Origin of the sequence: Cellulomonas dongxiuzhuiae (assembly GCF_018623035.1) — a bacterium.
Classification (GTDB): Bacteria; Actinomycetota; Actinomycetes; order Actinomycetales; family Cellulomonadaceae; genus Cellulomonas; species Cellulomonas dongxiuzhuiae.
Window position 1 is genome coordinate 248,916 of sequence record NZ_CP076023.1, and the last position, 17,026, is coordinate 265,941.

Consider the following 17,026-nt stretch of genomic DNA (forward strand, 5'->3'; position numbering starts at 1 on the left):
GGGTGCCGGCCCCCGCCCCCCAGGAGCAGTGAGGTGAAGGGCATGAGCCTCGAGCGTCGTGAGGTCGTCTCCGTGGAGGTCCGCACCCCGATCGACGTCGTGTGGGAGCACCTGCGCGACCCGCACCTGGTGCGCAGGTGGTTCGGCTGGGACTACGACGGCCTCGACGCCGAGATCCGCGAGATCTTCGTCGACGACGTGCGCCACGAGCACGACCACTCGGACGGCCGCGCCACCCGCTCCCTCGCGTGGCGCAACCACGACCGGCTCACCGTCACGGCACGCGACGACGAGCCCACGACCACGCGCATCGTCCTCACGCGGCCCAGCCACGAGGGGCTCTCGCGGTTCGACGGCATCTTCGACGAGATGGACGAGGGCTGGATCCAGTTCGTCCACCAGCTGGCGTTCGCGCTCGACGTCCACCCCGGCGAGGACCGCGTGACGCTCACGTCGCACGGCATGGACGCGGGCGAGCGGCGCGACCCGCTGCTGTTCCGTGCCGGTCTGCACGGCGTGCGGGGCCTGCCCGTGCACGGCCACGTCGAGGCGACCCGGCCCGACGGCTCCCGCGTCGGCGGCACGGTCGTCTACAAGACCGAGCACCAGGTGGGCATCCACCTGCACGGCATCGCGCAGTCGCTGCTCGTGCTGGTCATGCGGCCCGCGGCCGAGCGGCCGCCGCACGGCACGGTCGACGCGACCCTGTCGACCTACGGACTGGACGCGGGCGTGCTCGACGAGGCGCGGCGGCGCTGGGCCGGCTGGTGGGGCCGCACCGTGCGGGTCTGACGACAGGCTGGCCGGACTACAGGCTGCGCTGCCACACCCCGCTGCCGCCCGCGGCCCGGAAGCCCAGGGCGACGTTGATCGCGAGCATCCATCGGTTCTCCTCGGCGTTGCCGGTGCTGATGCGCCGGACCGTCGGGTAGGCCGCGGCGAGGTGCTGCAGCTGGACGGCCTTGACGAGCATGCCGAGCCGGTGCCCGCGGTGCTCACGCTGCACGATCGTGTCCTCCTGCCAGGCGAACTCGTCGGTGTGCGGCGGGACCATGAGCTGGGAGTACGCGACGAGCCGGCCCGACGGCACGTGCTCGGCCGCCGTCGTCAGCAGGTGCTCGCCGCGGCCGAGCGTCTCGGCGTCCGCCGCGAGCACGCGGGCCGCGTCCCACGCCTCCTCGCCCACGTCGAGGCCCGCGGTCGGCTCGTCAGTGCTCATGCTGGTCCGCAGCGCGGCGAGCTGCCCGGCCAGGGCGTCGGGGGTGGCGCCGGCCCATGTCACGGTCCGGTAGTCGGGGCCCGCGACCGCGGCCGCGCCGGCCCGGTGCGCCTCCACGGCGTCGGCGTCGAGCGGCAGGGTCAGCCGCGAGTGCCGCGCCACCTGCTCGAGCGTCCAGCCGTGCGCGAGCGCGAACCGGACGTCGGCGTCGTCGGCGGACACCAGGCCGGCGCCCGTCGGCGCGCCGAGCGTCCCCGGTCCCGGGGCGGGCTCGACGGCCTGGCTGGTCTCCGCGAGCAGGTGCGTGCGCTGCGCCTCCCGTGCCGCGTCGAGCGCCGCGGCGTGCAGCACGTCACCGATGCCCCGGCGCCGGTGGGCCGGACGGACGCCGATGTCGCACCAGCCGGTGTGCGTGTTGTCGTGCCGCGGCAGGTCGAGGCGCGCGTACCCGAGCACGCGGGCCGGGTCGGGCTGCCGCGCGTCCTCGTCGAGCGCCACGAGCCGCACGCGCTGGTCGTACTCCTGGTGCACGAGCTGCGAGAGCGCGCGGCGCGGGGTCGTCGCGAAGTCGTCGGTCCCCCACCGGTCGCGGGTCGTCTCGTTCTGCGCCTGCACCATGCCGTGCAGCAGCCACGCGTCGGGGGCCTCGAGGGAGGCCGGCACGGGCAGCTCGCGGATCGACCACGTCGTCATGCGTCCCACGATCCGCGCCGTGCCGCCCCACGTCGACCTCTTTTGCCGCTCCCGGGGCGACCCGGGGCCTAGCCTGCGGGCATGCCGTGGTGGGAGGTCGTGGGCTGGGCCGGGTCCGTGCTCGTCGTCGTGTCGCTCATGCAGGCGCGCGTGTGGCGGTTCCGCGTGATGAACCTCGCCGGGGCGGTCCTGGCGACCGCGTACAACGCGGTGTTCGGCATCTGGGCGTTCGCGGCGATGAACGGGGCGATCGCGGTCATCGACGCCTACTGGCTGTGGCGGATGCGCCGCGAGCGGTCGGACGCGGCCGTGTACGCGGTGGTCGAGGTGGCGCCCGACGACGCCTACCTGCGGCACGTGCTGGCGGTGCACGCCGACGACGTCGCGCGGCACCGGACCGTCCCGCGGGACGACGTGGTCGAGGACGACGCGGTCGAGGGCGACACCCGCGGCGAGAGGCTCGCGTTCCTCGTCGTGCGCGGCGACGAGACGGTCGGCGTGGTGCTGGTGCGTGACGTCGGGGACGGCACGGGTGTGGTCGCCCTGGACTGGGTGACACCCCGGTTCCGTGACTTCACGCCCGGCGAGTTCGTGTACCGGGACTCCGACGTGTTCGTGCGCCACGGGCTGCGTCGGCTCGTCGTGCCGAGCGCGCCGCCGGGTGCGGCCGACTACCTCGAGCGGGTCGGGTTCCGGCAGGTCGAGGACCGCGCCTGGGAGCGGTCGGTCGTCGCCGCCTGACCGTTCGCAGCGCGCCACGGCGGGCGATGGGTAAAGTTCGGGCATGCGAACTCCTGCGCCGGGGGTGACCGCGGCCGCCCGCGTCCCCGTGCTGCTCGGCCCGGCCTTCGTCGCCGCCATCGCCTACGTCGACCCCGGCAACGTCGCCGCCAACCTCACCGCGGGCGCGCGCTACGGGTACCTGCTGCTGTGGGTCCTGGTCGCGGCCAACGTCATGGCCGTGCTCGTGCAGTACCAGTCGGCGAAGCTCGGTCTGGTCACCGGGGAGTCCCTGCCCGGCGTCCTCGGGCGCCGCCTGCGCCGCGGCCCGCGCCTGGCCTTCTGGGCGCAGGCCGAGGTGGTCGCGGCCGCCACCGACGTCGCCGAGGTCGTCGGCGGCGCGATCGCGCTGCACCTGCTGTTCGGGGTGCCGCTGCCGCTCGGGGGGCTGATCGTCGGCGTCGCCTCGATGGTCCTGCTCGCCACGCAGGACCGGTACGGGCAGCGCCGCTTCGAGGGCGTCGTCGTCGCGCTGCTCGCCGTCATCACCGTGGGCTTCCTCGTCGGCCTGCTCGTCTCCCCGCCGGACCCGGGCGGCGTGCTCGGCGGCCTGGTCCCCCGGTTCGCCGGGTCCGACTCCGTCCTGCTCGCCGCGAGCATGCTCGGCGCGACCGTCATGCCGCACGCCATCTACGTGCACTCCGCCCTCGTGCGCGACCGCCACGGACGGTCCCCGGAGGGCTCCGGGCGGCGCCTGCTGCTGCGCGCGACGCGCTGGGACGTCGGGGTCGCGCTGGTCGTCGCCGGCGCCGTCAACATCGGCCTGCTGCTGCTCGCCGCGGCGGGCCTGCAGGGCACCGCGGGAACGGACACCATCGAGGGCGCGCACGGCGCGATCGTCGCGGCGCTCGGCCCGGCCGTCGGGCTCGCGTTCGCGATCGGCCTGCTCGCGTCCGGGCTCGCGTCGACGTCCGTCGGCGCCTACGCGGGCGCGACGATCATGGAGGGCCTGCTGCACCGGCGCTTCCCGCTGCTGCTGCGCCGCGTCGTCACGCTCGTCCCCGCGATCGTGCTGCTCGCGCTCGGCGCGGACCCCACGTGGACGCTCGTGCTCTCGCAGGTGGTGCTCAGCTTCGGCATCCCGTTCGCGCTCGTCCCCCTCGTGCGGTTCGGCCGCGACCCCGAGCTCATGGGTGCCGACCGCAACGGCCCGTGGCTGCACGCCGTGCTGTGCGTCGTCGTCGGGCTCGTGGTCGTCCTCAACGTCGCGCTGCTGGTGCTGCTGGTCGCGTGAGGCTCACGGCCGGTGCACGTCGGTGACCACCAGGTCCACGCTCACCACCGCGTCGGGCAGGTCGGGGTCGCCGAGGACGTCGCGCAGGTGCCGCGCCACGGTGCGGCGCACGTCGTCGGCCAGCGGCGCGATGGGCTGCAGGTAGGCCGCCGAGAGCTCCACCACCGCCTGCTCGAGCGTGCCGTCGGCGTCGGTGCGGAACGCGATGCGGCTGACCCGCAGGCGGGGATCACCGTCCAGCAGGGTCCGCACCGACGCGCGCAGCACCCCGTCCGCGACGGAGAAGTCGCCCTCGGAGTGCCGGCCCCGCACGGGGTGCGACGTCCGCAGCGCCGCGAGGGCCGAGGCGAGCACGCGGGGTGCGACGGCCACCCAGCCGTCGTCGGTGTGCCGGCGCAGGCGTGCCGTCGCCAGGTGCAGGAGGGTGAGCGCGTCGTCCTCGGCCTGCCCCCGCTCGTTCACCGCCATGACGCGAACCGCCCTGTCAGCGTGTGGCGCGCGCGCTCGAGGGAACCGCGTACCGCGGCGTGGGTCGTGCCCAGCACGCGCGCGGCCTCCGCGTAGGTCATGCCCTCGACCTCGACGAGCAGCCACACCGCGCGCTGCGGCCCGGGCAGGCCCGCGAGCGCGCGGTCCAGGGCGGCGCGCAGGTCGGTGGCCAGGAGGTGCTCGGCGGGCTCGTCGCTCGTGAGGTCACGCGCCTCGTCGCGGGCGTCGTCCGGCACGGGGACGGCCGCGTGGCTGCGCCGGCGTGCCGAGCGGCGCACGCAGTTGGTCTGGATGCCGAACAGCCACGTGCGCACGCTCGCGTCACCGCGGTACCCGTCGGCGCCGAGCCAGGCGGCGGTGAGAGCGTCCTGCACGGCGTCCTCCGCGTCCTGCGCGGACGGCAGGAGGCGGCGGGCGTACCGGTAGAGGGCTGCGCCGTGACGCGTGGCGAGCGTGGTGAAGGCGGCGTGGTCCCCGAGCGCGGCGCGTCCGACGAGGGTGTGGTCCGGGCGGTCGTCGTGGACCTCGACCGCGGGTGCCTCCCGGCGCGGCGCCGACACGGGTGGCCGGGTCGGGGCGGGCGGGGTCGTGACGGGCTCCACGGGGTCGCGGTGCAGCACAGTGTGACCTAGATCACACTCGGTCTGCCGTGACGACACCGCTCGGGAGGGCACTCCATCAGTGTCCGCGTCCCCCTGCTGATCGGCACCCGGGGCGTCGGGCACGACCGCGCGACCCGGAACCACAGCACCTGGAGCACCGATGAGCGAGCAGAGCACCACACCGGCCCCCGTCACCGAGAACCGTCCGTCCCGGGTCGGCAACGCCGGCACCAGTGGCAGCGCCGGCGGCACCTCCACCGCGCACCCGCTGCAGACGAAGTACGGGACGACGACGATCGCCGACGGTGTCGTCGCGAAGATCGCCGGCATCGCGGCCGCCGACGTCGCCGGCGTCTACGCCCTCGGTGGCGGCGCGGCACGCGCCTTCAGCGCCATCCGGGAGCGGATCCCGGGCGGCACCACCAACCACTCGCAGGGCATCAGCGTCGAGGTCGGGGAGCAGGAGGCCGCCGTCGACGTCGACCTCGTCGCCGAGTACGGCGTCTCCGTGGTCGACCTGGCCGAGGGCGTGCGCCGCAACATCATCACGTCCGTCGAGCGCATGACCGGGCTGCGCGTCATCGAGGTGAACATCTCCGTCAACGACGTGCACCTGCCCCAGGACGAGCCGGCACCCGAGCCGGCACCGCAGCCGCGCGTCGCATGAGCGGGGACCGTCCGGCGGACGACGAGCCCCTCGTCGTCCTCCACCAGGAGACGGTCGTCGTGACGACCGCCGCGCCGGACGCGCGACCCGTGCTGCCCGACGTGCCCGTCGCACCCGACCCGACCGTGCCCGCACCCCGGCCGCCGGACCCCGCCGAGCTCGCCGCCGCGGCGGCACTCGCGGTCCCCGGCGTCGCGGGCCTCTACCCGGGAACGTTCGGGGAGATCGCCACGCACCTGCCCGGGCGGCGCGTCGCTGGGGTGCGCACCCGCAGCACGGACGACGGCACGTCGACCGACGTGCACGTCGTGGCCCTGCTCGGCGGCGACCTCCGGGAGGTCGCGGCAGCCGTGCACCGCGCCGTGCGCGACGCCGTGGGCGGCGACGTCCACGTCACCGTCGACGACGTCGTCCCCGTCACCGTCGACGACGTCGTCCCCTAGCCGCCGCGCCGATCGCCCTGCGGGCGACCGGCACCGCCCGCACCGCGCCCGCCCCACGCACGCCCCGAACCGAGGAGCACCTCATGTCCCTGTCCCTGGCCGGTCTGCTGACCGGGTTGCTGCTCGCCATCGCGGCGATCGTCGGCGGCTTCAACGGCTTCCTGCTCGCCCTCGTGCTCGGCGCGGTCGGGTGGGTCGTCGGCGCCGCGGTCGAGGGCCGGCTCGACCTGTCCGCCCTGACGGGCGGTGGCCGCCGTGGCTGAGGCCCCGGCCGACGCCACGTCGGAGAGCCGAGGCACGCTGACGGTGAGCGACCGGGTCGTGCAGAAGGTGGCGCGGGCCGCCGCCTCGCACGTCCCCGGCGTCGCCGTCGCGACCTCGGGCCTGCTGGGGCGCGACCTGCCCCACGCGTCGGCACGGACGCACGGCACGCGCGCCCAGGTCGAGGTCGACGTCGCGCTCGCCTGGCCGGCGCCCGCCGCGGCCACCGCGCGACGCGTGCGGGACGCGGTCGAGGACGCGGTGGCGCGGTACGCCGGGGTCCGGACCGACCGGGTCGACGTGCGCGTCGTCGCCGTCACCGACCCCGCACCGGCGGCAGGGGAGCGTGTGCGATGAGCGCCGCGACCGAGTCGCGCCGTGCCCGCGCCCGGCACGCCGACGAGCCGACGTCCGGGGTCGACCCCGCCGTGAGCGGGCCGGCCGCCGGGGGAGAGCCCGTGCCCTTCGCGCAGCCCCGCCCCGTCGGGCCCGTGGGGTGGATCGGGGTCGTGCTCGCCCTGATCGTGCTGGGCGTCGCCGTCGTGCTGCTGCACGACGGCCTGGTCGCCCTGGGCGTGCTCGGCGGGACGTCGTGGATCCTGGCCGCCGCCGACGCGATCGGGCCGATCACGCCCACGTGGCAGGTGGCCCTCGTCGGGGCCGTCCTCGCCCTCGCAGGTCTGCGGCTCCTGGTCATCGCCCTGGCGCGTCGGCGGCGCCCCGGGATCCGGCTGGCCGCGGGCGGCGGCCAGTACCTGCTGGGGGTCGACGTCGCCCGGCTCGCCTCCGGTGCCGCCGCGCGGGTCGACGGCGTGCTCGACGTGCGCAGCAGGTGGGGCCGGCGCACCGTCCGGGTCGACGCGACCACCGACGGCGGCCCGGGCATCGACGAGCGCATCCGCGCGGTCGTCGCCGAGCGGCTCGCAGCGCTCGCGGACGCACCGCGCGTCGTCGTGCGCACGCGGCGCAGCCGCAGCGAGGACGACACGGCACCCGGGGGTGCGCGATGACCCGCGGGCTGCGGGGGCTGAACCGCGTCGTCGCGTTCGTCGTCGGGCTCGCGCTGCTCGTGGTCGGCGTGGCGGCCGTGCTGTGGTGGACGGGGACGCTGGGCGACCTGTGGGACGCGACGCCCGAGGCGCTCGACCCGAGCCGCGCCGAGGAGGTGACGGGCACCGGCTGGTTCGGTGCCGTCGCCACCGCGTGCGGCGCCGTGCTCGCGCTCCTCGCGCTGTGGTGGCTCGCGGCTCACCTCACCTCACCGCGGGCCGGCACGGTCACGCTCCGCGGGTCCGACCCGGCCGGACGCCTCACGCTCGACCCCGGGGCGCTCGCCGGGCACGTCGCGGAGCAGGCGCGCCGGCTGCCGGGCGTCGTGGGGGCGCGCACCGTCGTCGACCGGGAACGGGGCAGGCACGTGCTCGTCTCGACGCTGCAGGTCGACCCCGAGACGGACCTGCCGACGCTCGCCGACCAGGTCGCCGAGCTGGTGGCCGACGCGCGCGACGTGGCCGGGATCCAGGGGCTGGCGGCGCGCACCCGCCTGGCCGTGCGGCGCCGCGCGCGGGGCGGGCCGCGCGTGCGCTGACGGGCGCCGGTCCGGACCCACGGCGCCGGCCGCCGACGCCGCGGTCAGTGCGGCAGCACCCGCGCCTGCGCCAGGCGGGTCTCGAGGTGGTGGCGCTCGGCGGTGTCCGGGACCAGGGCCAGCGCGCGCTCCAGCTCCGCGACGGCCTCGGGCCCGCGGCCCGCGCGCAGCAGCAGCTCGCCGCGCACCGCCGGGAGCCGGTGGTGGCGGGCCAGCGCGTCGTCGAGGCCGTCGAGCACCGCGAGCCCGGCGTCCGGGCCGTGGGCCTCCGCGACCGCGACCGCCCGCGCGAGCCGCACGACCGGTGAGCCCGTGCGGGCCTCCAGCAGCGCGTAGACGCGCGCGATCACGTCCCAGCGGGTGCTCGCGGCGGTCGGCGCGCTCGCGTGCTCGGCCGCCGCGAGCGCCTGCAGCCGGTGGTCCTCGGCGAGGCCGTCCAGCGGCGGCAGCGCGCCGAGCAGCGCGAGTCCCTCGGCGACGTCCTCGGAGTGCCAGCGCGAGCGGTCCTGGTCGGGCAGCAGCACGAGCCGGCCGTCGGCGTCGAGACGCGCGTCGCGCCGCGAGTGCTGCAGCAGCATGAGCGCCAGCAGCGCGCGCACGCGCGGCGACCCGCCCAGGAGGACGTCGAGCTCACGCGTCAGGCGCACGGCCTCGTCGGCGAGGTCGACGCGCAGCCCGCCGGGCACGTCGGCGGGCTGGTACCCGGCGGTGAACAGCAGGTACAGCACCGTCGTGACCGCGTCGAGCCGCTCGTCGACCTGCCCGGGCGGCGGCACGACGAACGGCACGCCCGTGGCCGCGAGCCGCTTCTTCGCGCGCGTCAGGCGCGCCGACATCGCGGTGTGCTGCACCAGCTGCAGCCGCGCGATGTCCGCCGTCTGGAGCCCGACGACGAACCGCAGCGTCATCGCCACGCGGTCCGCCGGCGCGAGGGCCGGGTGGCAGCACGTCAGGACCAGCCGCAGCTGCTCGTCGGCGACGTGCGCGCCCGGGTCCTGCGTCGCGGCGGCCAGCGCGCGCATCTCGTCGTCGACGACCATCAGGGGCTCCTTGCGGCGGTGCACCGACTGCGCCCGCAGCCGGTCCAGGACCCGTCGGCGCGCGGCGGTCAGCAGCCACGCGCCCGGCCGCTCGGGGACGCCGTCGCGCGGCCACGTGCGCGCGGCCGCCTCGAACGCGTCGCCCGCGGCGTCCTCCGCGAGGTCCGGGCTGGCGAACTGCGCGACCAGGAGCGCGACGACGTGCGACCAGTGGGCACGCCACGCGGCCCCCAGCGCGGTCGCGACGTCGTCCTGCCCGGGAAGGTGCCCGGCCGGCGGGGTGGGGGTCACGGCTCGACGCACTCACGGATCTCGAGGGTGGCCTCGGGCAGCAGGTGCAGCAGGCCGAGCAGCGTCCGCTCGTCCGGCGTGTCGACCAGGTAGAACCCGCCGAGCTGCTCGGTGGTCTCCGCGAACGGTCCGTCGGTCACCGCCACGTCGCCGTCGCCGTCGCGCCGTGCCGTGCGCGCCGACGCGACGCCCGCCAGCGCCTCGCCCACCTCGATCCGCACGCCGGCGGCCTGCGCGGCGTCCGAGAACGCCTGGTGCGCCACGTCGTAGCGCCGCCGGCCCGCCTCGTCCAGGCCGTTCCAGACCTGCTCGTCGTCGTAGATCAGGACGACGTACCTCATGCGACGCTCGCGGCGACGCGCTCGGGGTCACCGGCGGGCGCGTCCGCGTGGACCGCGACCGGCCGCAGCTCGAGGGTCCCGCCGTCGTCCATGACGAGCGGCGCGGCCAGCCGCAGCAGTCCGTCGGGGTCCGACGTGCGGACCAGGTAGAACCCGCCGAGCTGCTCGGTGGTCTCCGCGTACGGCCCGTCCGTGACCTCGGGGCTGTCCGCACGGACGTGGAGCAGGCGCGCCTGCGACGGGCTCGCGAGCTCCTCGCCGCCGACGATCTCGTGCCCCTGCGCGGCGCACGCGGCGGCGAACGCCCCGTGCGCGTCGTACGCCGCCTCGAGGTCGACGCACGCGTCCGGGTCGCCCCAGAGCAGCAGCATCCAGGTCGCCGGCGGGGTCGTGGTCGGCGTGGTCATGGCGTCCTCCTTCGTCGAGGCACCCACTGTGCCCGTGCACCCTGACGACGCGCGAGACCCCGCGATTTCGACAGCCGCGGCTCACCGCGTGACAGCGGCCCCCCGCGCGACCAGCCCGGCCTTGTCGGACAGCGCGACCTCCTTCATGAGGAAGGCGATCGCGAAGCCGATGATGCCCAGCGGCACGAGGTACCAGAACGCGGGTGCCAGCGCGTCGGTGTAGGCGTCGACGACGATCTCGCGCAGCGACTCCGGCAGCTGCTGGACCAGCTCGGGCGTCAGGGAGTCGGCGCCGAACCCCTGCGGGACGTCACCCGCGGGCACGTCCTTCACGGCGTCGGCCAGCCGGGTCGTGAGGTTCGTGGTGAAGACGGTGGAGAACACGCTCGTCCCCACGGCGGCGCCGATCTCCCGCAGGAAGTTGTTGGTGGACGTCGCGACGCCGACCATCTCCGGTGCCACGGAGTTCTGCACCGCGATGACGATGGTCTGCATCACCAGGCCCAGGCCCAGGCCGAGGACGAAGATCATGGCGCCGAAGGTCACCATCGAGATGTCGGGTGTCAGCCGCGTGAGCAGCGCCAGCCCGACGGTCGCGATGCCCATGCCGAGGATCGGGAAGACCTTGTAGTGCCCGCGGGCGGAGATGAGCAGGCCGGACCCGATCGCGGTGATCATCAGGCCGACCGTCATGGGCAGCATCAGCAGCCCCGCGTCCGTGGCGTCGTACCCGCGCGCCATCTGCAGGAACGTCGGCAGGAACGACAGTGCCGCGAACATCGTCATGCCGAGCAGCAGGGCGATGGTGACGGACACGGAGAACGTCCGGCTGCGGAACAGCCGCAGCGGGATCAGCGGGTCGGCCACCTTCGTCTCGACGAGCAGGAACGCGGCCAGGGCCACGACCGTCGTCGCCGCCAGGCCCCGCAGCAGCGGGTCGCCCCAGTCGTACCGGCCCGCCGGCGCGATGGAGCTCCAGCTGGTGAGCAGGACGATGCCGGCGGTCGTGGTGGCCATGAGGGCGGCCCCGCCCAGGTCGAAGCGCGTGCTCGGCGTGCGCGACGGCAGCCGCAGCCGGAACCACGCGACCGCGAGCGCCACCAGCCCGATGGGCACGTTCAGCCAGAAGCACCACCGCCACCCGGGCCCGTCGGTGAACCAGCCGCCGAGCAGCGGCCCGGCGACCGTCGCGATGCCGAAGACCGCGCCCATCGGCCCCATGTACTTGCCGCGGTCCCGGGCCGAGACGATGTCCGCGATGATCGCCTGGCTGAGGATGACCAGCCCGCCGGCGCCCAGGCCCTGCACGGACCGCCACACGACGAGGTCGGTGAAGCTCTGCGAGAGCGCCGACCCGGTCGAGCCGACGACGAAGACCGCCACCGCGAGGAGGAACGGCCGCCGGCGTCCGCGGAGGTCGCCGATCTTGCCGTAGATCGGCATGACGATCGCGATCGCCAGCAGGTAGGCGGTGATGATCCAGCCCTCGTGCTGCGCCGCCCGCAGGTCCCCGACGATCGTCGGCAGCGCGGTGCTCACCACCGACTGGTCGAGGGCCGACAGGAACATCGCCGCCAGCAGCGCGCTGAAGATCACGTAGACCGTGCCGGGGGAGAGCACGAGCTCCGGCTCGTCCGCCGCGGTGGGTCGCGTGGTGCTGCTCATCGACGGGTCCTGTCCCGCGAGCCGGGTACGCGAGGCGCAGGGGTCGAGCAGGCGACCGCCCCGGCCGAGCACGTTCCCCCCGCGGCTCACCTCTGTCGAGTGTCCGCCCGGCCCTGCGGCCCCGCAACACACCGTGGCGCGCTCGGACCGCGGCGCTGCACGGGACCGGGGCGCAGCCTCCGGGTGCGGGTCGGGGGGACCCGTGCCTACGGTGGCGGTCGCCCGGCGACCCGGGCGTACCCCCTGTGAACGAGGAGGCACCATGTCCGGTACGGACCTCAGCGGCCGACGCGTGCTGGCCGTCGTCACCAACTACGGCGTCGAGCAGGACGAGCTCGTCGTCCCCGTGGACCACCTGCGCGCCGCGGGCGCGACCGTGGACGTCGCCGCGGTCGACGACGCCCCGGTCGAGACGCTCGTCGGCGACAAGGACCCCGGGAGCACGGTCCAGCCGACGACGACGCTCGCCGCGGCTGACGCCGACGCGTACGACCTGCTCCTGGTCCCCGGCGGGACCCTCAACGCGGACACGCTGCGCCTGCAGGACGACGCGCTGCGCCTGGTGAAGGCGTTCGCGTCGTCGGGCCGGCCCGTCGCGGCGATCTGCCACGGCCCGTGGCTCCTGGTCGAGGCCGGCCTGGTCACCGGCAAGCGCCTCACGTCCTACCCGTCCCTGACGACCGACGTGCGCAACGCCGGCGGGACGTGGGTCGACGAGGAGGTCGTCGCGGACGACGCCCAGGGGTTCCGCCTGGTCACGTCGCGCACCCCCGACGACCTCAAGGCGTTCCTGCAGGAGATCGACGCCGCGCTGACGGCCTGACCGTGCCGCCGACCAGCGCCGCGCTCCTGCTGCACCACGGGCGCGGCGCTGCCGCGCACGTCCTGATCGCGCACATGGGCGGCCCGTTCTGGGCGCGCAAGGACGAGCGTGCGTGGTCGATCCCCAAGGGGCTCGTCGAGCCGGGCGAGGACGTCGGGACGGCCGCGCGCCGCGAGTTCGCCGAGGAGCTGGGCGTGCCGGCACCCGACCTGCCCGCCGTGGACCTCGGGACCTTCCGGTACGGGTCCGGCAAGGTCGTCCACGTGCTGGCCGTCGAGGTGCCGGCCGCCCTCGTCGGCTCGCCGGAGGACCCCGCGAGCCCGGACCTCACGACGCGCGCGGGCATCAGCACCGCCCAGGTCGAGTGGCCGCCGCGCTCGGGGCGCCGCATCGACGTCCCCGAGGTGGACCGCGCCGCGTGGTTCGGCGTCGAGCAGGCCCGGCCGCTGCTCGTCGCGGGTCAGCAGCCCGCGCTCGACGCGCTCGTCGCCGCGACGGCCTGACGGCCCGGATCACCCGCGCGGTCGCCCGGGGCCGGGTATCACCGCCCGCCCGCGTCCGCCCCTTCTGTCGATGTCGCGGCGACGACGCCGCGCACGTACAGGGGGAGGTGATGGCAGTGGCCAACGCAGACCAGGCACGCAGGGCGCTCGAGCTCCTGCGCAGCAGCGAGATCGTGAACCTGGAGATCCCGGTCTCCCGGCTGACGGACTCGGTCAGCAAGCTCGAGGAGGTCGCCGGCTACGTGCTGGTGTGGGAGAAGTACGTCCTGGTGGTCGCGGACAGCGCGCAGGACATCGTGACGAACCCCGTCGCGCGGGGCTGACGCCCGACCGGTCGGGCCTGTCACCAGGGTCCGTCCACCCACGCTGCCCCGGGCCGACGACCACCCCGGGGCAGCACCGCGCCGCCGACGGCCCGTCGGCCCCCACCCGGAGGACCCCATGACGCAGGTGCAGGACGTCCCACGCACGACCGCCGGCACCGGGGCGCGCGCCGTCGCCTGGCTGGCCCGGCATACCGACCACCTCGACCCGGCCCTCGCGGACCCGTCGACCGAGCTGTTCGCGCGCAAGGCGCTCGTCGAGGTCGCGCTGCTCGTGGGCCTGCGCGCGCGCCTCGACCCGACGCCGCTCGACGCGGACCACGCGCGGCTGCTGGACGTCGTCGCCGAGGTCGCCGCGCGCCCGTCGTACCGCGAGCTCGCGGCACGCGACCGTCGCGCGCTGCTGCTGTACGCCGGCACGTACGCCGCGCTGCGGCTGTGCGGGCGCGAGGACCTGGCGTTCCGGCACGTGCTCGAACGCGCGGTGCGCGGCCGGTACGCGACCGTCTTCGAGCGCGTGCCCTACCGGCACCTCGACCTGCTGCACACGCTCGAGCTCGCCGATCTGCCGTCCGACGTCGCGGGCCTCGGCACCGCGCTGCCGCTGACCGTGCTCACCGGCGACCCCAACGTGCTCGAGCTGAGCACGGCCGACACGTACGCGATCACGCACGCCGTGTTCTACGCGAGCGACTTCGGCTGCCGCGACGTCCCGTGGCCCGCCGGCAGCGACGCCGCGCGCGCCGCCGAGCTGCTGCGCGCCTGCCTCGCGCTGGCCCGGGCGCGGCAGGACGCGGACCTGGTCGGCGAGCTGCTCATGTGCCTGACCTGCCTCGGTGCGGGCCCCTCGCCGGCCGACGACGACGCCCGCGCGTGGCTGCGCGCGTGGCAGGAGCCCGACGGCCGCGTCGAGGGCCCGCGGGGCGTCGTGCCGGACCGTCTGACGCAGGCCGACCCGGCGTGGTCGCGGTGGGCCACGGCGTACCACACGACGATCGTCGCGGCCCTGGAGGACCTGCTGCACCGCCACGCACCGGTGGCGCACCGCGGACGCGCGAGGGGCGTGCTGGACGGTGCGCGCCCGGTCTGGGTCCGGCACGCGCACGACGGTGCGCCCGGCGCGCCTGCGGCGGTCGACGTGCGGGCGGTCGCCGTGCGGCCGGTCGACGTGCCGGCCGTCGACGTGCACGGTGCCGTGCGCGACGCCGCCGGCTGGCTCGACGCGCACGTCCCCGCGACCGACCTGCGGGCCGCGGCGTGGACGGTCGAGGCGCGCGCGGCCCTCGGCGACGCCGTGGCGGCCCGGAGCCGCCTCGCGACGGCGCTCGCGGGCGACGTGGCGGCTCGCCTCGCAGCCGTCCCTGGCGACGTCGGGCTGCACGTCGCCGAGCTGGCCGCACGCCTGGGCGACGGTGCGGCGCGGTCCGCCACCTGCGTCGTCGCGCCCCTGCCCGCACCGCTGCGGGCGCTGCTCACGACCGTCGAGGACGTGCTCGCCGACGTGCCCGTCACCGACACCACCGTCGACGGCGCGCGTGAACGCGTCGCGGCCGCGCGCGGGGGACGGTGGTGGACGGGTTACGTCGAGTCGCTCGCCGGGGTCGACGGCGACGCCCCCGACGCACCGGCCGCCGAGCCGGCGAGCGACGACCTCGCCGTCCGCCGCGAGCAGGCGCTGACGCTCGCCGCGGACCTCGTGCGCCGCGGCCGGTCCCCGCACGTGGCACCCGGCACCGCCGCCCGGGCGGCGGCCGTGCTGGTCCGCGCGGCGGCGGACGCCGTGGCGGCCTACGACGTGGGCGCACTCGCGGTGGTCGTGCGGGGTCTGGTGCGGCTGCCCGCGGTCCCGCGCCGCGTCGTGCGCGACGCGGTCGAGTGGCTGGTCGGGCAGCAGCAGCTCACGGGCGGCGTCGGCGCACCGCTGGGCGACGACCCGGCGGAGCGCGACGCGCTCGTCGCGCAGTGGACGCTGCTCGCGCTGCCGGCGCTGCTGGAGGGCGCGGCGCTGGCGTGAGGACGCGGCGGATACGTCACTGGCTGCAGGTCCGCGCTTGCGCTCCGAGAGTCGCGTACCAGTAGCGTCGATCCGGCGTTGCGGCGTAGATCGACACGGCGCTGCCGGATCGACCGGACGAGGGGGAGACTTGTTGGCGGAGTCGGACAGCCACCACCCCTCGCCGCTCCTTCTGGCGTACGTCGACGAGTCCTACACCGCTGATCGGTTCTACCTGGGCGCCGTGGTGGTCGACGGCGCCGCGGCCGAGCGCATCGAGATCGGCTTCGATGCGATCGTGCGTGACTACTGTGGGAGGTTCGGCCTCGCGGCGTCGACGGAGATGCACGGCAATCCGCTCTTCCAGGGCAAGGAGGCGTGGCGGGAGGTCCCGACACGTGTCCGCATCAACGTGTACGAGAGGGCGATGGAGGTCATCGGTGACTCCGGCGCCGAGGTGGTGCTGCGGGGGATGAACGTCCGCAGGCAGCGCGAGCGGTACGTCGACCCCCACGCTCCCCATGAGGTCGTCCTCGGGCACCTGCTGGAGCGCGTCAACGACTACGCCCGGTCTGTCGGGGCGCACGCCCTCGTCCTCGCTGACGAGGTGCACACGCACGAGCGTCATCGCACGAACTTCCGGACCTTCCGCGTCGGCGGGACCCCCGGGTACCGCAGCACGCGGCTACGGCAGTTGATCGACACGATCCACTTCGCCCCGTCACACCACTCCCGGCTACTCCAGGCGGCCGACCTTGTGACGTTCATGCACCGGCGTCGATGCACTCACACCGAGCCAGATGCTCGCGCGCAGGCTGCCAACGACATGATCTGGTCGCACATCGCGCCGGTGGTCGTCCACGAGCTCTGCTGGGAGCCGTAGAAGCACGAGAGCCCCGCACCGGTGAAGGTACGGGGCCCAAGGCGATGCGGGAGGCCCGAAGGCGTCCTGCATCACCAATGCTACACATGTCGGGACCTCTGGTGGGGAGCCGCTGACGAGGAGGCGTACCCGTGGTCTGTGTCGTCCGGACGCCCGTCACCCGCCGTCCGGCCGCCGCTTCTGCGGGTACGGCGTGCGGCCCTCGGCGAGGTCCGCGACGAACCCGGCGATACGACGCTCGCGGGTCTCGGGACGCTTGGCCTGATCGATGCGGACCAGCACGGCGAACCGGTTGGCGGACGTCAGCGCGTCGAACCACGCGCGCGCCGCGGGCACGGCGTCGAGCGCGGCCGTCAGGTCGTCGGGCACCTCGATGGTCGCGGGGCCGCGGTACGCGGCCTCCCACCGGCCGTCGGCCTGGGCCGCCGCGACCTGCGCGCGGCCCGCGTCGTGCATGCGGCCCTCCCGCTCCAGGCGCTCGGCACGCTCCACGTTGACGGCGGACCACGCGCTGCGCGGCCGTCGCGGCGTCATGCGCTGGAAGCTGCTGTGCTCGTCGCGCCGACGCCCCTGACCGTCGATCCAGCCGAAGCACAGCGCCTCCTCGACCGCCTGCACGTACGTCAGCGTCGTGACGTCCCCGCCCTTCTTGTGCAGGACGAGCCACACGCCCGTCGGCCGGGCGTGGTGCTCGGTCAGCCAGGCGCGCCACGCGGACGCGTCGGGGAGCAGCAGCTCCGGCAGGTCGTCGGCCACGTCGCCATCCTGCCGTGCACCACCG

General features: G+C 75.6%; 22 protein-coding genes. 14 read left to right on the top strand and 8 right to left on the bottom strand.

Going from position 1 to position 17,026, the window contains the following annotated elements; genetic code table 11:
* Positions 1-42 precede the first annotated feature (42 nt).
* Positions 43-792 carry an SRPBCC family protein gene (locus tag KKR89_RS01120; protein WP_208196874.1) on the top strand — a complete coding sequence of 250 codons (750 nt, stop codon included), beginning with the start codon at positions 43-45 and terminating at the stop codon, positions 790-792.
* A gap of 16 nt (positions 793-808) precedes the next feature.
* Here the strand turns inward: KKR89_RS01120 and KKR89_RS01125 are convergent, their stop codons facing one another.
* Positions 809-1,912, bottom strand: coding sequence for a GNAT family N-acetyltransferase (locus KKR89_RS01125; protein WP_208196875.1), 1,104 nt, complete (start codon positions 1,910-1,912; stop codon positions 809-811).
* An 81-nt stretch (positions 1,913-1,993) separates the two neighbouring features.
* On the opposite strand from KKR89_RS01125, the gene KKR89_RS01130 reads away from it, so the two are divergent.
* Positions 1,994-2,653, top strand: a complete 660-nt coding sequence (locus KKR89_RS01130; RefSeq protein ID WP_208196876.1) for a hypothetical protein — start codon at positions 1,994-1,996, stop codon at positions 2,651-2,653.
* A gap of 43 nt (positions 2,654-2,696) precedes the next feature.
* Positions 2,697-3,926 (top strand): Nramp family divalent metal transporter, encoded by a 1,230-nt coding sequence (locus KKR89_RS01135; RefSeq protein WP_208196877.1) that lies wholly within the window; start codon positions 2,697-2,699, stop codon positions 3,924-3,926.
* Between the two features lie 3 nt (positions 3,927-3,929).
* Here KKR89_RS01135 and KKR89_RS01140 read toward each other — a convergent pair whose 3' ends face one another.
* Together KKR89_RS01140 and KKR89_RS01145 are read right to left on the bottom strand one after the other, a co-directional pair.
* Positions 3,930-4,394 carry a hypothetical protein gene (locus tag KKR89_RS01140; protein WP_208287569.1) on the bottom strand — a complete coding sequence of 155 codons (465 nt, stop codon included), beginning with the start codon at positions 4,392-4,394 and terminating at the stop codon, positions 3,930-3,932.
* Positions 4,385-5,035, bottom strand: a complete 651-nt coding sequence (locus KKR89_RS01145; protein WP_208196879.1) for an RNA polymerase sigma factor — start codon at positions 5,033-5,035, stop codon at positions 4,385-4,387. Before KKR89_RS01145 ends, KKR89_RS01140 begins: the two co-directional genes overlap by 10 nt.
* 142 nt (positions 5,036-5,177) lie before the next feature.
* On the opposite strand from KKR89_RS01145, the gene KKR89_RS01150 reads away from it, so the two are divergent.
* The 6 genes from KKR89_RS01150 to amaP all read left to right on the top strand — a co-directional run bounded on the left by KKR89_RS01150 (position 5,178) and on the right by amaP (position 7,976).
* Positions 5,178-5,684 carry an Asp23/Gls24 family envelope stress response protein gene (locus tag KKR89_RS01150; protein WP_208196880.1) on the top strand — a complete coding sequence of 169 codons (507 nt, stop codon included), beginning with the start codon at positions 5,178-5,180 and terminating at the stop codon, positions 5,682-5,684.
* Complete coding sequence (locus tag KKR89_RS01155) at positions 5,681-6,127, top strand: Asp23/Gls24 family envelope stress response protein (RefSeq protein ID WP_208196881.1); 447 nt, start codon at positions 5,681-5,683, stop codon at positions 6,125-6,127. The genes KKR89_RS01150 and KKR89_RS01155 overlap by 4 nt, the downstream gene beginning before the upstream one ends.
* 83 nt (positions 6,128-6,210) lie before the next feature.
* Positions 6,211-6,390 carry a DUF2273 domain-containing protein gene (locus KKR89_RS01160; protein WP_191784463.1) on the top strand — a complete coding sequence of 60 codons (180 nt, stop codon included), beginning with the start codon at positions 6,211-6,213 and terminating at the stop codon, positions 6,388-6,390.
* Positions 6,383-6,745, top strand: coding sequence for an Asp23/Gls24 family envelope stress response protein (locus tag KKR89_RS01165; protein WP_208196882.1), 363 nt, complete (start codon positions 6,383-6,385; stop codon positions 6,743-6,745). The genes KKR89_RS01160 and KKR89_RS01165 overlap by 8 nt, the downstream gene beginning before the upstream one ends.
* On the top strand, positions 6,742-7,398 hold the full coding sequence (locus tag KKR89_RS01170) for an Asp23/Gls24 family envelope stress response protein (protein ID WP_208196883.1): 657 nt from the start codon (positions 6,742-6,744) through the stop codon (positions 7,396-7,398). The genes KKR89_RS01165 and KKR89_RS01170 overlap by 4 nt, the downstream gene beginning before the upstream one ends.
* Positions 7,395-7,976, top strand: coding sequence for an alkaline shock response membrane anchor protein AmaP (amaP, locus tag KKR89_RS01175; protein ID WP_208196884.1), 582 nt, complete (start codon positions 7,395-7,397; stop codon positions 7,974-7,976). The genes KKR89_RS01170 and amaP overlap by 4 nt, the downstream gene beginning before the upstream one ends.
* Before the next feature lie 44 nt (positions 7,977-8,020).
* Here the strand turns inward: amaP and KKR89_RS01180 are convergent, their stop codons facing one another.
* The 4 genes from KKR89_RS01180 to KKR89_RS01195 all read right to left on the bottom strand — a co-directional run bounded on the left by KKR89_RS01180 (position 8,021) and on the right by KKR89_RS01195 (position 11,720).
* On the bottom strand, positions 8,021-9,307 hold the full coding sequence (locus KKR89_RS01180) for an RNA polymerase sigma factor (protein WP_208196885.1): 1,287 nt from the start codon (positions 9,305-9,307) through the stop codon (positions 8,021-8,023).
* Positions 9,304-9,648, bottom strand: a complete 345-nt coding sequence (locus KKR89_RS01185; RefSeq protein ID WP_208196886.1) for a YciI family protein — start codon at positions 9,646-9,648, stop codon at positions 9,304-9,306. The genes KKR89_RS01180 and KKR89_RS01185 overlap by 4 nt, the downstream gene beginning before the upstream one ends.
* Positions 9,645-10,055 carry a YciI family protein gene (locus KKR89_RS01190; protein WP_208196887.1) on the bottom strand — a complete coding sequence of 137 codons (411 nt, stop codon included), beginning with the start codon at positions 10,053-10,055 and terminating at the stop codon, positions 9,645-9,647. The genes KKR89_RS01185 and KKR89_RS01190 overlap by 4 nt, the downstream gene beginning before the upstream one ends.
* Positions 10,056-10,136: 81 nt before the next feature.
* Complete coding sequence (locus KKR89_RS01195) at positions 10,137-11,720, bottom strand: MDR family MFS transporter (RefSeq protein WP_208196888.1); 1,584 nt, start codon at positions 11,718-11,720, stop codon at positions 10,137-10,139.
* Between the two features lie 262 nt (positions 11,721-11,982).
* On the opposite strand from KKR89_RS01195, the gene KKR89_RS01200 reads away from it, so the two are divergent.
* The 5 genes from KKR89_RS01200 (at position 11,983) to KKR89_RS01220 (ending at position 16,245) form a co-directional block, all read left to right on the top strand.
* The gene (locus KKR89_RS01200; RefSeq protein ID WP_208196889.1) at positions 11,983-12,543 is read left to right on the top strand and encodes a DJ-1/PfpI/YhbO family deglycase/protease; all 561 of its coding nucleotides are present in this window, start codon (positions 11,983-11,985) and stop codon (positions 12,541-12,543) included.
* A 2-nt stretch (positions 12,544-12,545) separates the two neighbouring features.
* Positions 12,546-13,046, top strand: coding sequence for an NUDIX hydrolase (locus tag KKR89_RS01205; protein ID WP_208196890.1), 501 nt, complete (start codon positions 12,546-12,548; stop codon positions 13,044-13,046).
* A 116-nt stretch (positions 13,047-13,162) separates the two neighbouring features.
* Complete coding sequence (locus KKR89_RS01210) at positions 13,163-13,369, top strand: hypothetical protein (protein ID WP_208196891.1); 207 nt, start codon at positions 13,163-13,165, stop codon at positions 13,367-13,369.
* A 118-nt stretch (positions 13,370-13,487) separates the two neighbouring features.
* Complete coding sequence (locus KKR89_RS01215) at positions 13,488-15,383, top strand: DUF6895 family protein (RefSeq protein ID WP_208196892.1); 1,896 nt, start codon at positions 13,488-13,490, stop codon at positions 15,381-15,383.
* Positions 15,384-15,516: 133 nt separating this feature from the next.
* Positions 15,517-16,245, top strand: coding sequence for a DUF3800 domain-containing protein (locus KKR89_RS01220; RefSeq protein ID WP_208196893.1), 729 nt, complete (start codon positions 15,517-15,519; stop codon positions 16,243-16,245).
* A gap of 156 nt (positions 16,246-16,401) precedes the next feature.
* Here the strand turns inward: KKR89_RS01220 and KKR89_RS01225 are convergent, their stop codons facing one another.
* A complete protein-coding gene (locus KKR89_RS01225; RefSeq protein ID WP_208196894.1) occupies positions 16,402-17,001 on the bottom strand; it encodes a YdeI/OmpD-associated family protein in 600 nt (199 codons plus the stop codon).
* Positions 17,002-17,026 lie beyond the last annotated feature (25 nt).

Excerpts from the sequence above, each read along its gene's own strand:
- KKR89_RS01120 (WP_208196874.1), top strand. The coding sequence starts at position 43 with ATGAGCCTCGAGCGTCGTGAGGTCGTCTCCGTGGAGGTCCGCACCCCG.
- KKR89_RS01125 (WP_208196875.1), bottom strand. The coding sequence starts at position 1,912 with ATGACGACGTGGTCGATCCGCGAGCTGCCCGTGCCGGCCTCCCTCGAG.
- KKR89_RS01130 (WP_208196876.1), top strand. The coding sequence starts at position 1,994 with ATGCCGTGGTGGGAGGTCGTGGGCTGGGCCGGGTCCGTGCTCGTCGTC.
- KKR89_RS01135 (WP_208196877.1), top strand. The coding sequence starts at position 2,697 with ATGCGAACTCCTGCGCCGGGGGTGACCGCGGCCGCCCGCGTCCCCGTG.
- KKR89_RS01140 (WP_208287569.1), bottom strand. The coding sequence starts at position 4,394 with ATGGCGGTGAACGAGCGGGGGCAGGCCGAGGACGACGCGCTCACCCTC.
- KKR89_RS01150 (WP_208196880.1), top strand. The coding sequence starts at position 5,178 with ATGAGCGAGCAGAGCACCACACCGGCCCCCGTCACCGAGAACCGTCCG.
- KKR89_RS01155 (WP_208196881.1), top strand. The coding sequence starts at position 5,681 with ATGAGCGGGGACCGTCCGGCGGACGACGAGCCCCTCGTCGTCCTCCAC.
- KKR89_RS01160 (WP_191784463.1), top strand. The coding sequence starts at position 6,211 with ATGTCCCTGTCCCTGGCCGGTCTGCTGACCGGGTTGCTGCTCGCCATC.
- KKR89_RS01170 (WP_208196883.1), top strand. The coding sequence starts at position 6,742 with ATGAGCGCCGCGACCGAGTCGCGCCGTGCCCGCGCCCGGCACGCCGAC.
- amaP (WP_208196884.1), top strand. The coding sequence starts at position 7,395 with ATGACCCGCGGGCTGCGGGGGCTGAACCGCGTCGTCGCGTTCGTCGTC.
- KKR89_RS01185 (WP_208196886.1), bottom strand. The coding sequence starts at position 9,648 with ATGAGGTACGTCGTCCTGATCTACGACGACGAGCAGGTCTGGAACGGC.
- KKR89_RS01190 (WP_208196887.1), bottom strand. The coding sequence starts at position 10,055 with ATGACCACGCCGACCACGACCCCGCCGGCGACCTGGATGCTGCTGCTC.
- KKR89_RS01195 (WP_208196888.1), bottom strand. The coding sequence starts at position 11,720 with ATGAGCAGCACCACGCGACCCACCGCGGCGGACGAGCCGGAGCTCGTG.
- KKR89_RS01200 (WP_208196889.1), top strand. The coding sequence starts at position 11,983 with ATGTCCGGTACGGACCTCAGCGGCCGACGCGTGCTGGCCGTCGTCACC.
- KKR89_RS01215 (WP_208196892.1), top strand. The coding sequence starts at position 13,488 with ATGACGCAGGTGCAGGACGTCCCACGCACGACCGCCGGCACCGGGGCG.